The organism is Streptomyces sp. T028, assembly GCF_048159505.1.
Taxonomy (GTDB): domain Bacteria; phylum Actinomycetota; class Actinomycetes; order Streptomycetales; family Streptomycetaceae; genus Streptomyces.
In genome coordinates, this window is the sequence record NZ_JBLRVZ010000040.1 from 159,534 (window position 1) to 174,432 (window position 14,899).

Annotated in this window: 16 protein-coding genes and 2 pseudogenes; 14 read left to right on the plus strand and 4 right to left on the minus strand. The window is 70.7% G+C overall.

Annotated features, from left to right (window positions below):
- Positions 1–4 precede the first annotated feature (4 nt).
- From ACLZN2_RS35325 to ACLZN2_RS35380, 12 genes and pseudogenes are all read left to right on the plus strand, one after another.
- The gene (locus ACLZN2_RS35325) at positions 5–2,464 is read left to right on the plus strand and encodes a LamG-like jellyroll fold domain-containing protein (RefSeq protein ID WP_416983560.1); all 2,460 of its coding nucleotides are present in this window, start codon (positions 5–7) and stop codon (positions 2,462–2,464) included.
- 11 nt (positions 2,465–2,475) lie between these two features.
- On the plus strand, positions 2,476–2,982 hold the full coding sequence (locus ACLZN2_RS35330; RefSeq protein WP_416983561.1) for a hypothetical protein: 507 nt from the start codon (positions 2,476–2,478) through the stop codon (positions 2,980–2,982).
- Entirely contained in the window at positions 2,979–3,476 is a 498-nt protein-coding gene (locus ACLZN2_RS35335; protein ID WP_416983562.1) for a hypothetical protein, read from the plus strand. Before ACLZN2_RS35330 ends, ACLZN2_RS35335 begins: the two co-directional genes overlap by 4 nt.
- A gap of 8 nt (positions 3,477–3,484) precedes the next feature.
- A complete protein-coding gene (locus ACLZN2_RS35340) occupies positions 3,485–4,000 on the plus strand; it encodes a hypothetical protein (protein WP_416983564.1) in 516 nt (171 codons plus the stop codon).
- Between the two features lie 59 nt (positions 4,001–4,059).
- Positions 4,060–4,731 (plus strand): annotated as a pseudogene (locus tag ACLZN2_RS35345) (N-acetylmuramoyl-L-alanine amidase); the annotation flags it as partial.
- A 47-nt stretch (positions 4,732–4,778) separates the two neighbouring features.
- On the plus strand, positions 4,779–5,006 hold the full coding sequence (locus ACLZN2_RS35350) for a hypothetical protein (protein ID WP_416983565.1): 228 nt from the start codon (positions 4,779–4,781) through the stop codon (positions 5,004–5,006).
- The gene (locus ACLZN2_RS35355; RefSeq protein ID WP_416983566.1) at positions 5,003–5,269 is read left to right on the plus strand and encodes a hypothetical protein; all 267 of its coding nucleotides are present in this window, start codon (positions 5,003–5,005) and stop codon (positions 5,267–5,269) included. Before ACLZN2_RS35350 ends, ACLZN2_RS35355 begins: the two co-directional genes overlap by 4 nt.
- A gap of 154 nt (positions 5,270–5,423) precedes the next feature.
- A complete protein-coding gene (locus tag ACLZN2_RS35360) occupies positions 5,424–6,626 on the plus strand; it encodes a helix-turn-helix domain-containing protein (protein WP_416983567.1) in 1,203 nt (400 codons plus the stop codon).
- A gap of 113 nt (positions 6,627–6,739) precedes the next feature.
- Positions 6,740–6,925 (plus strand): hypothetical protein, encoded by a 186-nt coding sequence (locus ACLZN2_RS35365; protein ID WP_416983569.1) that lies wholly within the window; start codon positions 6,740–6,742, stop codon positions 6,923–6,925.
- Entirely contained in the window at positions 6,922–7,236 is a 315-nt protein-coding gene (locus ACLZN2_RS35370) for a hypothetical protein (RefSeq protein ID WP_416983570.1), read from the plus strand. Before ACLZN2_RS35365 ends, ACLZN2_RS35370 begins: the two co-directional genes overlap by 4 nt.
- 106 nt (positions 7,237–7,342) lie before the next feature.
- Complete coding sequence (locus ACLZN2_RS35375; protein WP_416983571.1) at positions 7,343–7,732, plus strand: hypothetical protein; 390 nt, start codon at positions 7,343–7,345, stop codon at positions 7,730–7,732.
- Between the two features lie 83 nt (positions 7,733–7,815).
- Positions 7,816–7,983, plus strand: coding sequence for a hypothetical protein (locus ACLZN2_RS35380; protein ID WP_416983573.1), 168 nt, complete (start codon positions 7,816–7,818; stop codon positions 7,981–7,983).
- Between the two features lie 196 nt (positions 7,984–8,179).
- On the opposite strand, the pseudogene ACLZN2_RS35385 reads toward ACLZN2_RS35380, so the two are convergent.
- A pseudogene (locus ACLZN2_RS35385) lies at positions 8,180–8,791 on the minus strand (ATPase, T2SS/T4P/T4SS family); the annotation flags it as partial.
- On the minus strand, positions 8,788–9,891 hold the full coding sequence (ssd, locus tag ACLZN2_RS35390; RefSeq protein WP_416983575.1) for a septum site-determining protein Ssd: 1,104 nt from the start codon (positions 9,889–9,891) through the stop codon (positions 8,788–8,790). The pseudogene ACLZN2_RS35385 and the gene ssd, both read right to left, overlap by 4 nt.
- 584 nt (positions 9,892–10,475) lie before the next feature.
- On the opposite strand from ssd, the gene ACLZN2_RS35395 reads away from it, so the two are divergent.
- On the plus strand, positions 10,476–11,309 hold the full coding sequence (locus ACLZN2_RS35395) for an HAD family hydrolase (RefSeq protein WP_416983576.1): 834 nt from the start codon (positions 10,476–10,478) through the stop codon (positions 11,307–11,309).
- A gap of 396 nt (positions 11,310–11,705) precedes the next feature.
- Here the strand turns inward: ACLZN2_RS35395 and ACLZN2_RS35400 are convergent, their stop codons facing one another.
- Entirely contained in the window at positions 11,706–12,530 is an 825-nt protein-coding gene (locus tag ACLZN2_RS35400) for an oxidoreductase (protein WP_416983577.1), read from the minus strand.
- Positions 12,531–12,631: 101 nt separating this feature from the next.
- Between ACLZN2_RS35400 and ACLZN2_RS35405 the strand changes: the two genes are divergently transcribed.
- Positions 12,632–13,612, plus strand: a complete 981-nt coding sequence (locus tag ACLZN2_RS35405; protein WP_416983578.1) for an ATP-binding protein — start codon at positions 12,632–12,634, stop codon at positions 13,610–13,612.
- Positions 13,613–13,629: 17 nt separating this feature from the next.
- Here ACLZN2_RS35405 and ACLZN2_RS35410 read toward each other — a convergent pair whose 3' ends face one another.
- Positions 13,630–14,895: a hypothetical protein gene (locus tag ACLZN2_RS35410; RefSeq protein WP_416983579.1), complete on the minus strand. Its 1,266-nt coding sequence runs from the start codon at positions 14,893–14,895 to the stop codon at positions 13,630–13,632.
- Positions 14,896–14,899: the final 4 nt, after the last annotated feature.

The window sequence follows — 14,899 nt, forward strand, 5'->3', positions numbered from 1 at the left end:
CGCCGTGCCGCTGCTCGTCGAGATGGGCTGGGGCGGCCAGGTGCTGGAGCCGGCCACCATCGCGTGGACGGACATCACCACCTACGTCGACGACCAGGTGACGGGGGTGACGATCACCCGGGGGGCGTCCGACGAGCTGTCGGAGACCCAGCCGGGGACGGCCACCCTCCGCCTCGACAACGAGGACGGGAGGTTCACGCCGGGCAACTCGGCGTCGCCGTACTACCCGTACGTGCGGCGCAACGCGCCGATCCGGATCTCGATGGCGGTCATGCCCACGCTGTCCGGGTCGGCGCCCTACCCGCTCGCGCAGCTGGGCGATGATTTCGACGACGGCCGGGTTAACACCGCGGTGTGGACCACGAACACCGGGGGCGCCGGCGTCGAGACGAGTGAGGGCCGCCTGCGCATCACCGTGGCCCCCGGCGTGGACACGAACTTCACGTCGGTCCGTCAGTGGTCGCTGGCCAGCAGCAAGGTCACCGCGAAGCTGTGCGCCGTGCCCTCACTCAACGGATCGTCGAACTGCGCGGCATCGCTGTGGGTTCTGTCGACCACCTCGGGGACCAGGATCGGGTGGAGGTACGACGCGTCCACCGGTGTCCTCGCCGCCATGTCGCAGGTCGGGTTCTCCGACGGCACACCGACCAACTTGACCTACAGCGCCATCGATCACGCGTGGCTGCGGGTCCGGGAGGCCAGCGGCACCGTGTACTGGGAGACCAGCAGTGACGGCTACCTCTGGGTCGAGGAGCGGACGCTGGCCACCCCGGCCTGGGTCACCTCGCAGCAGCACGCCCTCGACTTCCCCACCACCCGCACCGGCGGCACGTCCGGGTACATCGAGTGGGACCTGGTCGGCGCTGAGGTGAGGCCCAGGTTCTACGGGCTGGTCAACGAATTCCCGGTCGACTGGAAGGGCCTGCTGTCCAGCGTCACGATCACGTGCACCGACCTGTTCAAGCGGCTGAACAAACTGCCGGTGCTGCGCAGCATGGTCGCGGAGGAGATCATCCCGCTCGGCCCGGTCGCCTTCTACCCGCTGACCGAGCCCGCCACCTCCACCACCGTCGGCGACCTGTCCGGCAACGGCCTTCCGTCCATGGCCATCACCCAGGCCGGCAGCGGCGGCACCCTCACCCTGGCCGCCGACAGCGGCCCGGCCGAGACCGGCGACAGCACCCCGGTGTTCACCCCGTCCAGCTCGACGAACGGCAAATACTTGCTGGTCGACATGGGCCCCTACGCCCAGGATCAGCTGACCACCAACCGGGTGGCGTTCGAGGCCTGGTTCAAGACCACGGTCGCCAGCAGGGCGATCGTCGGCCTGTATTCCGCCGACCTGCAGTACGTGCACGTGCTGTCCCTCTCGGCGAGCGGCGCGATGCAGGTGGAGTGGACCGCCACCGGCGCCTCCACCCTCACGGTGGAGACCGTCGCCTCCACCAGCGGCCTCAACGACGGGGCATGGCACCACGTCGTCTACGACATGCACCTCTCCGGCAGCGTGTGGGTCGACGGCGTCCAGGTCGACGCCAGCCTCGCCGCCGTCACCGTCGGCCAGGACCAGCGCCTGCTCAACATCGGCGGCTACCGGGGCACCCGCCTGTGGGACGGATCCCTCGCCCACGTCGCCGTGTTCGGATCCTCCGCCTCCGTCGGCTCCGCCATGGCCCTGCACTACGACGCCGGCGCGACCGGCTTCGCGGGCGAGGACGCTGACGCCCGCATCGGCCGGCTCGCCGGGTACGCGTCCATCATCGAGGTGAACATCGAGGGCACCACCCACGACCCGATCGCCTCGCAGGGACCCGGCGGCAGCCAGGTCGTCGCCCGGACGCGGGAGGTCGAAGCCACCGAGTCCGGCAAGCTCTTCGCGTCGCGCGACACGTTCGGGCTCACCTACCAGTCCCGCGACGTCCGCTACAACCCGGACTCCGCCAGCGAGACGTTCACCATCGCCTACGCCGACACGGAGACGGACAGCGTCTCCCTCGCCGACGACGACCAGAAGCAGGTCAACGACGTTGAAGCGACGCGCCCGGGCGGCGCGACACAGCGCGTGACGTCACCCTCCAGCATCCTCGCCAACGGCACCTACCCGAAGCCGCTGAACATCCTGAAGACGACGGACAACGCCGTGCTGGACGCGGCGAACTGGCTGGTGTCCCGGTACGCCGACCCGGGCCCCGAGCTGCGCGAGGTGCCGATCGAGGCGTTCACGATGTCCAACTACCTCGACATCCTCGACGCCGGCATCTCCAGCTACTTCTCCGTCACCAGCCTGCCGGAGGAAGCACCGTCGTCCACGCTGCGCGTCACCGTCGAGGGCTACCAGGAAACGCTGAAGTACAACGGCCACCGCATCCAGTTCCACACGTCGGCGTCGTTCACGGACTCCGTGTGGGTGCTGGACGACACCACCTACTCGGTCCTTGGGTCCACGACCCGCCTCGCGTACTGAAAGGGGGCGCCGTGGCCATCGCCGTCCAGCGCGCCGAGACGTTCTACCAGCCGCCGCCCCGCCACCCCACCGCATGGGACCAGGTCGCCCCGGCCGAGCGCGTGTTCCGGTGGGCGGAGCACCGGCAGCAGCGCCGCCTCGTCCCGCCAGCGGGGTTCATCATCGGGCAGCTGGCCTACGCCCGGATCAACCACGGCCGGTGGGTGGCCGACTGCCCGTGCGGTTCCGCGCAGGTCGTCACTCCGGCCGACCCGCGCATGGCGTGCACCGAGTGCGGCCTCGGCTGGATCCGGCTGGTCTTCCCCGAGGACCCTGCAGAGGCGGAGGCGTCCGTCGCCCACGAGCTCCCGCACGAGCGGAACTGGTGGCACCCCGACGACCCGTCATGGACCCGCCCGGCCGAGTCCTCCGATCCCGCCCTGGACGGCATGGCCGCCGAGACCGCGGCCGCCGCCGGGCTGCTCGCCACGGCCCGGCGTCCCTCGCTCGCCCCCGTCGTTGAGGAGGCCTCGCAGTGACGTTCGCGCCGCGCACGTGGGTGGTCGGTGAGGTCGTCACCGCCGCCCTGCTCAACCAAGAGGTGAGGGATCAGTTCAACTCGATCTTCGCCGCCTGGACCTCGTACACCCCGACCTGGACCGCGGCCACCACCAACCCGGTCCTGGGCAACGGGACGATCACCGGCCGGTACATGAAGGTCGGCCGCACGGTGCTGGCCGGGTTCACCCTCACCACCGGCAGCACCACCACCTACGGCTCCGGGAACTACTCGTTCGGGGTGCCGACGGCGGCCGCCTCCGCGAGCCAGGACATGCTCGGCACAACCCGGCTCACCGCCGGGTCCACCTACATCGGCCAGTGCTCACTGGCCAGCGGCGGATCGTCCATGGCCGCCACCTTCCCGACCGCCGCCACCCCCGCGACCGGCACCAACATGAGCCCCACCACCCCCGTGACGCTGGCCTCCGGCCACGTCCTGCGCGGGTCCATCGCCTACGAAGCTGCCGCGTAAGGAGCCACGTGACCATCCTCACAGTCGTCGCCGAGCCGACCCTGCTCGGCATCCACGCGACCGACGAAGTCCCGGCCAGCACGCTGCCGATCGGCCTGTCGTCTGGGCTCGGGTTTCGGACTCTGCTGCGCATCGTCGTCCCCGTCACGGCAGGCGACGTCCTCGACGTGTCCGGCCGGGCGCGGGTCACCAACGACACGAGCCCCGGCTACACGGTCGGTGTCGGCTACCACCTGTGGATGTACGACGCCGACAACGGGCTTGGATCGGCTGGCTCTTGGACGCGGATCAGCAGCCTGTGCGGCGACAACGTCTCCCGCGACCGCCACCACATGCCGCTCCTCGTCGACACCGTGTACACCGTGCCCGCGGACTGGCCGGTCAACCCGGACACGGGCATCCCTCACCGGATGACGGTGGTGCTGCGGGGGGATGCGATGTCGACGCTGGCGGATGGCCAGTCGATCACGGTGGACAAGGAGTACGGGCAACTGACCCTCCGCCGCTACCGGCCCGCCGCCTGACCGTCCCACCCCGCCGCCCCGCGCTGTAGGCCGGGGCCTTTCGCATGTCTGGAGCCCAGATGGCCACACCTCTCACCGCCGCCACGGCGCTTGCCGCGCTGAAGGCCGAGGGCGTCACCGTTGTCGAGGTCGGCAACTGGCGCACCCACAACCGCAACCACAAGGGCGCCTGGGGCCCGGTCAACGGTGTGGTCATCCACCACACCGTCACGTCCGGCACCGACGCCTCCGTGGCGATCTGCCGCGACGGCTACGCCGCGCTGCCCGGGCCGCTGTGCCACGGCGTCATCGACAAGAAGGGCGTGGTGCACCTCGTCGGCTGGGGCCGCACCAACCACGCCGGGAAGGGCGACGGCGACGTCCTGGCCGCGGTCGTCGCGGAGAAGGCGCTGCCCGCGCCGAACGAGAACGACACCGACGGCAACGTCCACTTCTACGGCTTCGAGTGCGTCAACCTCGGCGACGGCAAGGACCCGTGGCCCGCCGTCCAGGTCGAGGCGATCGTCCGCGCGTCGGCCGCCCTGCTCCGCGCGCACGGCTGGGGCAAGGACGGCGACACCTCCGTCATCGGCCACAAGGAGTGGACGAACACCAAGGTCGACCCGAAGGGGCCGGGCATCACCATGCCCGACGTCCGCAAGCGGGTCGCCGAGCGGCTCAAGCACGCCGCGTCCTGGTCGCCCGGCACCACGACGCCGACCCCGGCGCCGACCACCGAGGAGCGGCTGACGGCTCTGGAGAAGCGTGTCACCGCGCTGGAGAAGAAGGGGGCCTGACCATGGCCAAGGAGTCCACGAAGCGCACCGTCCGCACGGTGCTGCAGACCGCGCTTGGTATCGCGGTCGTCCTGCCTGCGGTCGTCGACGCCTCCGGCATCCCGGCCGCCCTGCCGTGGGTCGCCGGGGCGCTCGCTGTGGCGGGCGGCTTCGCCCGCGTGATGGCCGTGCCCGGCGTCCAGGCGCTGCTGCCGTCGTGGCTGCGCACTGACGACGGCGGCCGCGAGTGACGGCCCCGGTCCCCGACCCGGGCGTCTACATCAGCCCGGCTCAGATGTACCAGGAGCTGAGATCCCTGAGCGACGGCCTGACCCGGGTGGAGACCAAACTGGACGGAATCGGCCAGGGGCTCACAGACCTCGGTAAGGATGTCGCCGACCACGAGACCCGCCTCCGCACCTTGGAACGTGCACGGTGGCCGCTGCCCACGATCGGCGTCCTCGCCGGTCTGGCAGGCGCCGCGACGGGCGCGCTCTCCCTCTTCGCACGATGACTGCGGCCCCTCTCGCCTACGGGCGGGAGGGGCCGCATTCGTGCGTCCGGGGGCGAACGGTCTACGGCCCCCGTGTGTAGCTTCACGGAGGCCGTATGTTCCCGGAGCCGACCGGGAGTAGCGTTCTGAGTGTCGAGGTCAGAACGGAGCCAGCATGCCACACCCAACGCGCGCCAGCACCGGCGGAATCGGGATCCGAATCCAAGAAGTCGCCGCCCTGCGCGGCTACTCACTCAGAGAACTCGGCCGCCGCGCCAACGTCTCCCCAGCCATGCTCTCCCGCATCATCAACGGCCAGCGCCAAGCCAGCCCCTCCATCGTCTCCGCCGTCGCCCGCGCCCTGTCGGTGAGCATCTCAGTCCTGCACGGCCAGCCCTACATTCACCAGCTCCAGGCCGACCAGCTCGACCGGCTGATAACACCCATCAGCATGGCCCTGGACGACTGGGACATCCCCCTCGGTGAGGGCGACCCTCCGCCCCGGCTGTTGGGCGACCTGCGGGCCGCAGTGGCCGAGTTGGAACGGATGCGCGCCAGGGCCGAGTACATCGAGATCGCCCGCGAGCTTCCCTCCCTCCTCGCCGAGGTCAACGCCCACGTCCTCACCCAGCGCCCCGGCCACGCACTCGAACAGGCGGCGTGGCTGCAAGCCGAACTGTGCCGCACCGTCTACGTGGTCGGCCGTCAGATCGGGTTCATGGACCTGGCCCGCCTCGCGCTCTCCCGCATGGGGGTCTCGGCCCCGCAGTCCGGCGACCCACGGCAGGTGGCCATCGAACGGTGGGACCGTGCGCAGTTGATGGCGGACGCTGCGCGCCACGACCGGGGGATCCTCCTTGTCCAGCAGGCGCTGAGGGATCTCGATGACGACGGGCATCAGGCGACGAAAGCAGTCCGCGGCGCGCTGCACCTTAAGGCCGCGATCCTCTCCAGCCGGCGCGGGGACAGCGCCGGCGCGGACGAGTGGCTGACGGCGGCCGGGGAGATCGCCGAGGAGACGGGCGAGACCCGCGACTATGGGCTCGTGTTCGGCCCCGTCAACGTGGTGATCCATGCCATGTCCGCGTCCAGCGACCGTGACAAGCACGCGCGGGCGTTGGAGAAGGCCCGCAAGGTGCGTCTGCCGGACGACTATCCGGAGGCTCGGGCGGGGCACTACTGGGTGGACCGGGCCCGGGCGGAGACGTGGACCGCGAAGCACGAGGACGCGTTCAAGTCGCTGGGGCAGGCGCGGAAGGCGGCGCCGCAGCAGACCCGGTATCACCCGGGCGTGCACGAGACGGTGGCGACGCTGCTGCGGGCGCGGACACGGGCGCCGGGGGATCTGCTGGAGTTCGCGAGCTGGTGCGGCGTGTAGCGCCCGGACCTGCGCGGGTCAAGGGGTTGGGTGTTGCCAACCTGTCAACGCCACCCCCTTGCCCGGTCGGCACGATGTGACGGTACCCACACCGTCTGTACATGGAGCCGACCATGCCCAGCCGCAAGCCGACGACGGATCCGCCCGCCATCCCCCGCACCGCTATCGCCTGGTGTGCGTGGCACGAGTCGTACAGCAACACGGCTCGCCCTGTCCGGGACTCCAGCGGGGCGCGGCTCTTCGCGTGCCAGTCGTGCCGCGACATCTACGAGCTCGTCCCGATCGCGGACCAGCCGTGAACCCCGGATTCGTCTGCGCGCCGGAGATGCTGCCCGTTCCCCGGCTGGGCGGCCTGAGCCGGGAGCAGATCGCCGGGAAGGCCTGCGTCTGGTGCGGCTGCTCACCCGACGACCGCATCGTCCTCGGCCCACGCATCAGCCCCCGCGCCGGGATGGTGAAGCGCTGGTTCCCGTCCGCCTGCCAGCCCTGCACCGGCCGCAAGGCAGTCCAGGTGTACCGGCGGCACACGACCACGTGCGCCCGCTGTACGCACCGCGACTACTGCCCCGACAGCCACGCCCTGCACGCGCTTGCCCTGGAATGCAGGTAGCCCCACGGCATGCCACCCGTAGGGATTTCCAGCATGCAACATCAGGCTCCTCCGGCTCGGATGGCTCATAGACTGACCGGGCTGCCACGAGAGGAAATGATCATAAATGCGCCCCCTGGAATACCGTGACTACCTCGTTGACCTGCTGAAAAACACCCCCGACGTGCAGCGCGTCGACACCATTGAAGGCGGCCCGCACCCCTACGCCCTGACCGTGACCGCTGCCGGCAGCGAGCAGCGGTGGCAGATCATCGGGCAGCTCGCCGAGGGTGCCAAGCACGACATCCCCACCCCGGCCGTACACGGCCAGCCCGCCGCGTGGCAGGCCGCGCCCGTCGGCGGTGCGCCGGACGCGTGGCTGGCCGGCGTCATCGGCACGGCGGACTCGCCGGGCACCAAGCGCATCGACGTCTGGTCGACCCGGGAAGGCAAGACGAGCGAAGGACTGACCGTGTTCTTCCACAACGGCGAGCGCGCCTTCGTCCGCAAGTTCTGAGACCTCCACGCCACCCCTCGCAGGGTGCGCGGCGGAGTGCACCACACATCGGCACCATCCCAGTGAGCAAGGGAGAACTGATCATGTGTGAGCACCAGAGCAACCACCGATTCGACCCCGGCCTGGTGGCGGGGAACTGCCCCGTCTGCGGTGCGGGCGTCGGCTCGGCGCCCGGGACCCCGACGACCATGCACCAGCGGAACGGCACCGGCACGGAGACGTGCCCGGGCAGTGGGCAGCCCGCCTTGTAGCCCGCGCCTGAAGTAGTGCCAGAGCGGCCCCGGCCGGCGCCCCCGTCGCCGACCGGGGCCGCTTTCTGCGCTCACCTTGGATTCGAAGGCTCAGGCCGACGCCCGGAAATCTGGCGACATCCTTGCAGGTCAGAGCGCTAATCTGCACGTTCGCGAGCAAGGTGAAGACATGATCCTTTGAGTGGCGTCTTAGTCATAGATTGGGGTTGCCGCTGCCGGTGCCTCCGCTGACCAGGAAGGACAGCCGTGCCCGCAGCAGCGCTCGCAGCACCCGGTCCCCGCCCGGCGGCACGGTTCCCGCGGCCACCAGTTCGCCGAGCGTGAACGCACGCGGCCGTACGACCCGCAGCGACAGGTTGGTGCAGCCGACGGCCACCGGGGGCAGCACCGCGTGCAGCCGGGTTCCGTCGGGCAGCCGGGCGTCGGCCCAGGGCCGGGCGTCATCCAGGCGCCGTCCGGCCACCGAGGCCAGGCGCTGCGCGAGGCGCCGTACGGCCGCGGCGTCCGGGAAGGAGACGGCGGTCAGCTCCAGGCCGCCGCCCCGGTCGACCCAGACCCGGTCCGGGGCGGACACCAGGACGTCGGTCACCGAGGGGTCGGCGAGGAGCGGCTCCAGCGGCCCGCTGCCGATCAGCTCGGACCGCAGTTGCTGCGCCGCCCCGAGGATCTCGGCGTCCCCGAGGACCCGCCCCTGCTCCCGCAGGGCCTGCGCCACGCGCGCGGGCGTCGGCTCGGCCCCGCGCGCGGCGAGCCACTGCCGTACGCCGTCCAGCAGCGCGCCTTCCGGCGGCGCCGGTGGCGTGCTCATGAGCCACCCGCCTCGGTGAGCGCCCGCTCCCAGAACTGCTTGCAGAAGCGGGCGAGGGGCCCGCGCGCGGCGGCGCCCGGGGGTGCCTTGCCGCCGTCCGGGCGCAGCAGTGCGTGTTCGACGGGCAACTCGCCGGCCAGGGGCAGCCGGAGCAGCCCGGCCACCTCGCGGTCGTCGAGGCCCGGTGTGTACGGGCCTCGTACCGCCACCCTGAGGTCGCGCAGGACCATGCCGACCGCGGCGGCCACCCGGCCGGCTGCTGCGACGGCGCGCAGTTCGGCGGGGACGACGAGGAGCCCGAGGTCGACCTGGGCAAGGGCCTCGGCGACACCGTCGTCGATGCGGCGTGGCAGGTCCACCACGACCGTGCCACCCCGGCGACGGGCCGCAGCGAGGACGGCCCGCACGGCCTGCGGCGGGACGGTGACGCAGTCGCCGCGGTCCCAGCTGAGCACGCGCAGCGAGTGCAGTTCGGGCAGCGACTCCTCCAGAGCACCGCCGCCGACCCGGCCGCGCGAGGCGGCGAACGCGGGCCAGCGCAGTCCTTCCGTCGTCTCCCCGCCGAGCAGTACGTCGAGTCCGCCGCCGAGCGGATCGGCGTCCACCAGGAGGGTGCGCAGACCTTCGCGCGCGGAGGTGACGGCGAGGGCGCACGCGAGCGTGGACGCTCCGGCGCCGCCGCGGCCGCCGATGACGCCGACGGTGAGGGCGGGCCGGCCGACGCCCTCGGCGACGTCGGCGATGCGGTCGACCAGCCACTGTTCGCCGTCGGGCAGCATCAGGACGTGGTCGGCGCCGATCTCGACGGCGCGCTGCCAGACCCCCGGGTCGTCCTGGTCACGTCCGACGAGGACCACCCCGCGTCTGCGGGCGGCCCCGCGCACCCGGCGCACGGCATCGTCGCCGACGAGGACGAGCGGTGCGGCCTCCCAGCTGCCGCGGCGCTCCGGCACCGAGTGGTGCACCTCGGGTGTGGCGCCCGCCGCGGCGCACAGGCGCAGCAGGTCGTCGAGGAGGTCTGCGTCCTCCGTGACGATCAGCGGTTTGCCCTGCCGGTCGGAGGCGGCGGGCGGCGGGTCTTGCATAACAGCTCCGGCCATGGTTTTCGTCCCCCTTTGTCGTGGGTCGCGCAGCCTCTGCGGCCCGGCGATTCCCAAACGTGTGAAGAACCGGACAACCGGCCTCCATATGAACGGCCGACAGAAACCGGCCGCGCGCACCCGGCAAACGGAACCGGCCAGGAACTCCCGGCCCGAGCGGACGCGTCGGAATCACGGTGCAGCGAACCCGGAAATCTTGTGGATCTTGGTGGAAAACTGTGGACGGGCGGCCGGTTGTGAATATCGCCGTCACCCATACCGGTGACGGCCGCACCATCTCCTGTGCGACTCCCACAGAGCAGTCCGACGACTACCCATCGTGACGGATCACGGGCATGACGAAGAGGCGGCCTCGGCCGCCTCGCAGACACGGCCCAGCCGCGCTCAGAACGGGAAAACCCACCCGGACATGCGACGACCCCCGCCGGGGGGGAGAGCGGGGGTCGTCTCCACGGCCGACTCGGGGGGGGGGAGGAGCCGGACCGGGTTAGCACGGTCGCGAACGATCCGTGACTTCCATGGTGTACCCGAGAGCCCTCTCAGGCAAACCCACGCGCCCACCTTACGCCGAATGGGCTGCCCCTATGCTCTTGGTTGTGGAAAACCACTCCTTGCCCCGCACAGCCGCCTTCTTCGACCTGGACAAGACGGTCATTGCGAAGTCGAGCACGCTCACCTTCAGCAAGTCCTTCTACCAAGGCGGGCTGATCAACCGCAGGGCCGCCTTGCGGACCGCATATGCCCAGTTCGTCTTCCTCGTGGGCGGTATGGACCACGACCAGATGGAACGGACCCGCGAGTACCTGTCCGGGATGGTGCGCGGCTGGAACGTCCAGCAGGTGAAGGAGATCGTCGCCGAGACCCTCCACGACCTGATCGACCCGCTCATCTACGACGAGGCGGCCTCCCTCATCGAGGAGCACCACACGGCCGGGCGCGATGTCGTGATCGTGTCCACGTCAGGCACCGAGGTGGTCGAGCCGATCGGCGAGCTGCTGGGCGCGGACCGCGTGGTGGCCACCCGGATGGTGGTGGGCGAGGACGGCTGTTACACGGGCGAGGTGGAGTACTACGCCTACGGCCCGACGAAGGCGGAGGCGATCAAGGAGCTGGCCGCTTCGGAGGGGTACGACCTGGAGCGCTGCTTCGCCTACAGCGACTCGGCGACCGATCTGCCGATGCTGCAGGCGGTGGGCCGTCCGCACGCCGTGAACCCGGACCGGGCGCTGCGGCGCGAGGCTGTCGCGCGCGGGTGGCCGATTCTCGACTTCCACCGGCCCGTACGGCTCAAGCAGCGGATCCCCTCGTTCTCCGTACCGCCCCGTCCGGCACTCGTCGCGGCGGCGGCCATAGGCGCGGCGGCGGCGACCGCGGGGCTGGTCTGGTACGCGAGCCGGCGCCGGGCGGCGACCGCCTGAGCTGCGAAGACCGTTTCAAACCTATTTGGCTGCAAAAGTAAAGAACTGACGGCGGGGGTTCCGCTTGCCCGGGTCCTGGAGTAGAAAGGACTCAACGGCCCGCGAGACCAAGGACATCCGAAAGGATCACCTTAAACAACGCATTTGGCCCACGGACCGATGCATGGACATCGAGCACCCACGCGACGTCGACCCGTCGATTACGGGCCAGCCGCACCAGGTCACGGGCAAAGATCCCGGCCTGGTGGGCAACATATCGAGGACGCTTGGTAACCCGGTGAACATGCCAGCGGCGGTACGAATTCTCGTACCGCCGCAACCCGTACAAGGGGACTTTCGCGCCTTACCGGCCGCCGCGCCGCAGCCGCCTCCACGCCCCCCGCGGCGTCTTGCACCCTATGCCGCCCCTCGCTGCAGCGCCTCGCACACCGCCGTCGACTCACGTGCACCCAGTTCGACCGCCCTGCCGCAGTGGGCGATCCACGCCGCCACACCCTCCGGAGTGCCCGACGCATAGCCGTCCAGGGCCGCCAGATAGGCCGCCCGGCCCAGCTCGGCATGGCCCACCTCGGCCGGGCAGACCGACTTCGGGTCGAGGCCGCTGCCGATCAGCACGATGCGCTCGGCCGCGCGCGCGACCAGGCCGTTGCACGAGGTGAAGGGGCGCAGGGCGAGGAGCTCGCCGTGCACCACGGCGGCCGTCACCAGGGCGGGCGCCGAGCTCCCCGCGATGATCAACCGGGAGAGCCCCTCCAGTCGGCCGGCCAGTTCGTCGGCGCCGGGCAGCGGCAGCTCGACGAGCGGTTCGTCGACCGGCTCCCCGGCCTGCCTCGGCCGCCCGATCTCGTCACCGCCGCCCGCCGCGGCCACCAGATGCAGCCGGGCCAGCACCCGCAGCGGCGACTGCCGCCAGATGGACAGCAGCTGCCCCGCCTCCGCGGTCAGCCGCAGCGCGGCACCCATGATCCGCGCCTCGTCGTCGACACCGAAGTCGCTGCGTCGGCGCACCTCCTCCAGGGCCCAGTCCGCGCCGGACAGCGCCGCCGAACCGCGGGCGCCGCGCAGGGCGGCCTCGGAGGTGATCTCGTTGCTGCGGCGCCGCATGACCCGGTGTCCGTAGACCCGGTCCACGGCCTTGCGCACGGACTCCACGGACTCGGCCACACCGGGCAACGAGCCCAGGGCCGCGAGCGGATCGGCGGACGCGCCTGTCGTACTCATGAGTACGACATTACGCAACCAGGGCCCGCACCCCTCGAAGGAGTGGTCTTCTTCACGCATCGCCGCCACGCACCGCTATCGTCACACTACTCTTGGTGAACATGAAAATTGCTTTCGTCGGGAAGGGCGGCAGCGGCAAGACCACGCTGTCCTCCCTGTTCATCCGCCATCTCGCCACCCTCGGCACCCCTGTCATCGCCGTGGACGCGGACATCAACCAGCATCTGGGCCCCGCTCTCGGCCTCGACGAGACAGAGGCCGCCGCACTGCCCGCGCTGGGCGAGCACCTGCCGTTGATCAAGGACCATCTGCGCGGCTCCAACCCGCGCATCGCCTCCTCCGAGACGATGATCAAGACGACCCCGCCCGGCCGGGGCTCCCGGCTGCTGCGGGTACGCGAGGACAATCCGGTCTACGACGCCTGCGCCCGGCCGGTGGAACTCGACGGCGGCGCCGTCCGTTTGATGGTCACCGGCCCCTTCACCGACGCCGACCTGGGGGTCGCCTGCTACCACTCCAAGACGGGAGCGGTGGAGCTGTGCCTGAACCACCTGGTGGACGGCCGTGACGAATACGTCGTGGTCGACATGACGGCGGGCTCGGACTCCTTCGCCTCCGGCATGTTCACCCGCTTCGACATCACGTTCCTCGTCGCCGAGCCGACCCGGAAGGGGGTCTCCGTCTACCGCCAGTACAAGGAGTACGCCCGCGACTTCGGCGTCGAACTGAAGGTCGTCGGCAACAAGGTGCAAGGCCAGGACGACATCGACTTCCTCCGCGCCGAAGTCGGCGACGACCTGCTCGTCACGGTCGGGCACTCGGACTGGGTGCGCGCCATGGAGAAGGGCCGGCCGCCCCGGTTCGACCTCCTGGACCCGGCCGACCGTGACGCCCTGCGCCTGTTGCGGACGACCGTCGACACCGCCTACGAGCGGCGCGACTGGGAGCGCTACACGCGCCAGATGGTGCACTTCCACCTGAAGAACGCCCGGTCCTGGGGCGACGAGCGCACCGGGGCCGACCTGGCGGCGCAGGTCGACCCCGACTTCGTCCTGGGCGAAAGCGTGGCCACCGCCGTCTAGACGACCTTGGCGGCGGCCTACCGCCTGGCCGCCGGCGCGCCCGGCGCGCCCTTGGGGGCCGGGGCGGGCCGGCCCGACAGGAAGGACGCCCAGCCCTGCTTCGGGGGCTCGCCGACGCCCAGCGAGCGCAGCTTGGCCAGCGTCATCGGGTCCTGGGCGTCGAGCCAGTCCGCCAACTGCCGGAAGGACACACAGCGCACGTCCGGCTGGTTGCAGACGGTCTCGACGACCTCCTCGACGGCGCGCATGTACGTTCCGCCGTTCCAGGACTCGAAGTGGTTGCCGATGATCAGCGGTGCGCGGTTGCCGTTGTAGGCGCGGTGGAAACCCCGGAGCAGCCCGTCGCGCATCTGCTCGCCCCAGTACGCGTGCTTGGCGGGGTCGCCCTGGGTCCTGGTGCCGGACTGGTTGACCATGAAGTTGTAGTCCATGGTGAGCTGCTCGTAGTTGTGCCCCGGAAAGGGCACGAGTTGCATGGAGAGGTCCCACAAACCCATCCGCCTGCTCGGCCAGATCTGGTTGTTGACACCGCTGGTGTCGTAGCGGAAGCCCAACTGGCCCGCGGCTCGCATGAAGTTCTTCTGCCCCTCGAGGCAGGGAGTGCGGGCGCCGATCAGCTCCTTGTCGTAGTCGAAGGGCAGCGGGGCCGCCTCCGTCATGCCGGTGTTGGTCTTCCAGGTCTTCACGAACCGCTTGGCCTGGGCGATCTCGTCCGTCCACTCCGCCGGCGACCACTCGCCGACGCCGCCGTTCCTGCCGCAGAAGTGGCCGTTGAAGTGGGTGCCGATCTCGTTGCCCTCCAGCCACGCCAGCCGCAGCTGCTCGACGGTGTCGGCGATGCCCTGCTCGTCGTTGAAGCCGATGTCGGAGCGGCCCGGCGAGTGCTGCGGAGGCCTGTACAGGTCGGCCTTCTCCTCCGGCAGCATGTACACGCCGCTGAGGAAGTACGTCATGGTCGCGTGGTTGGCCTTGGACACCTTGCGGAAGTGGGAGAACAGCTTCTGGCTGTCCTCGCCGGCGCCGTCCCAGGAGAACACCACGAACTGCGGGGGCTTCTGACCGGGCTTCAGACGCTGCGGTCTGGGCTGGTGCGGCTGCGGTCCGGTGTACGCGGTGGAGCCGTCGCCGATCAGCCGGAGCCCGCTCTCGGGCGCCGGGGCGCCCTTGCGCGGAGCCTGCGTTCCCGTCTTCGAAGCGTCGGTTTCCGTCGCACAACCGGCAAGTGACACGGCGGCCGTCGCGGCGGCCACGACGGCCGCGGCGATTCTCTGGGTGGCGGTCATGTTC

Excerpts from the sequence above, each read along its gene's own strand:
- ACLZN2_RS35350 (WP_416983565.1), top strand. The coding sequence starts at position 4,779 with ATGGCCAAGGAGTCCACGAAGCGCACCGTCCGCACGGTGCTGCAGACC.
- ACLZN2_RS35360 (WP_416983567.1), top strand. The coding sequence starts at position 5,424 with ATGCCACACCCAACGCGCGCCAGCACCGGCGGAATCGGGATCCGAATC.
- ACLZN2_RS35365 (WP_416983569.1), top strand. The coding sequence starts at position 6,740 with ATGCCCAGCCGCAAGCCGACGACGGATCCGCCCGCCATCCCCCGCACC.
- ACLZN2_RS35375 (WP_416983571.1), top strand. The coding sequence starts at position 7,343 with ATGCGCCCCCTGGAATACCGTGACTACCTCGTTGACCTGCTGAAAAAC.
- ACLZN2_RS35380 (WP_416983573.1), top strand. The coding sequence starts at position 7,816 with ATGTGTGAGCACCAGAGCAACCACCGATTCGACCCCGGCCTGGTGGCG.
- ssd (WP_416983575.1), bottom strand. The coding sequence starts at position 9,891 with ATGGCCGGAGCTGTTATGCAAGACCCGCCGCCCGCCGCCTCCGACCGG.
- ACLZN2_RS35395 (WP_416983576.1), top strand. The coding sequence starts at position 10,476 with ATGCTCTTGGTTGTGGAAAACCACTCCTTGCCCCGCACAGCCGCCTTC.
- ACLZN2_RS35400 (WP_416983577.1), bottom strand. The coding sequence starts at position 12,530 with ATGAGTACGACAGGCGCGTCCGCCGATCCGCTCGCGGCCCTGGGCTCG.
- ACLZN2_RS35405 (WP_416983578.1), top strand. The coding sequence starts at position 12,632 with ATGAAAATTGCTTTCGTCGGGAAGGGCGGCAGCGGCAAGACCACGCTG.
- ACLZN2_RS35410 (WP_416983579.1), bottom strand. The coding sequence starts at position 14,895 with ATGACCGCCACCCAGAGAATCGCCGCGGCCGTCGTGGCCGCCGCGACG.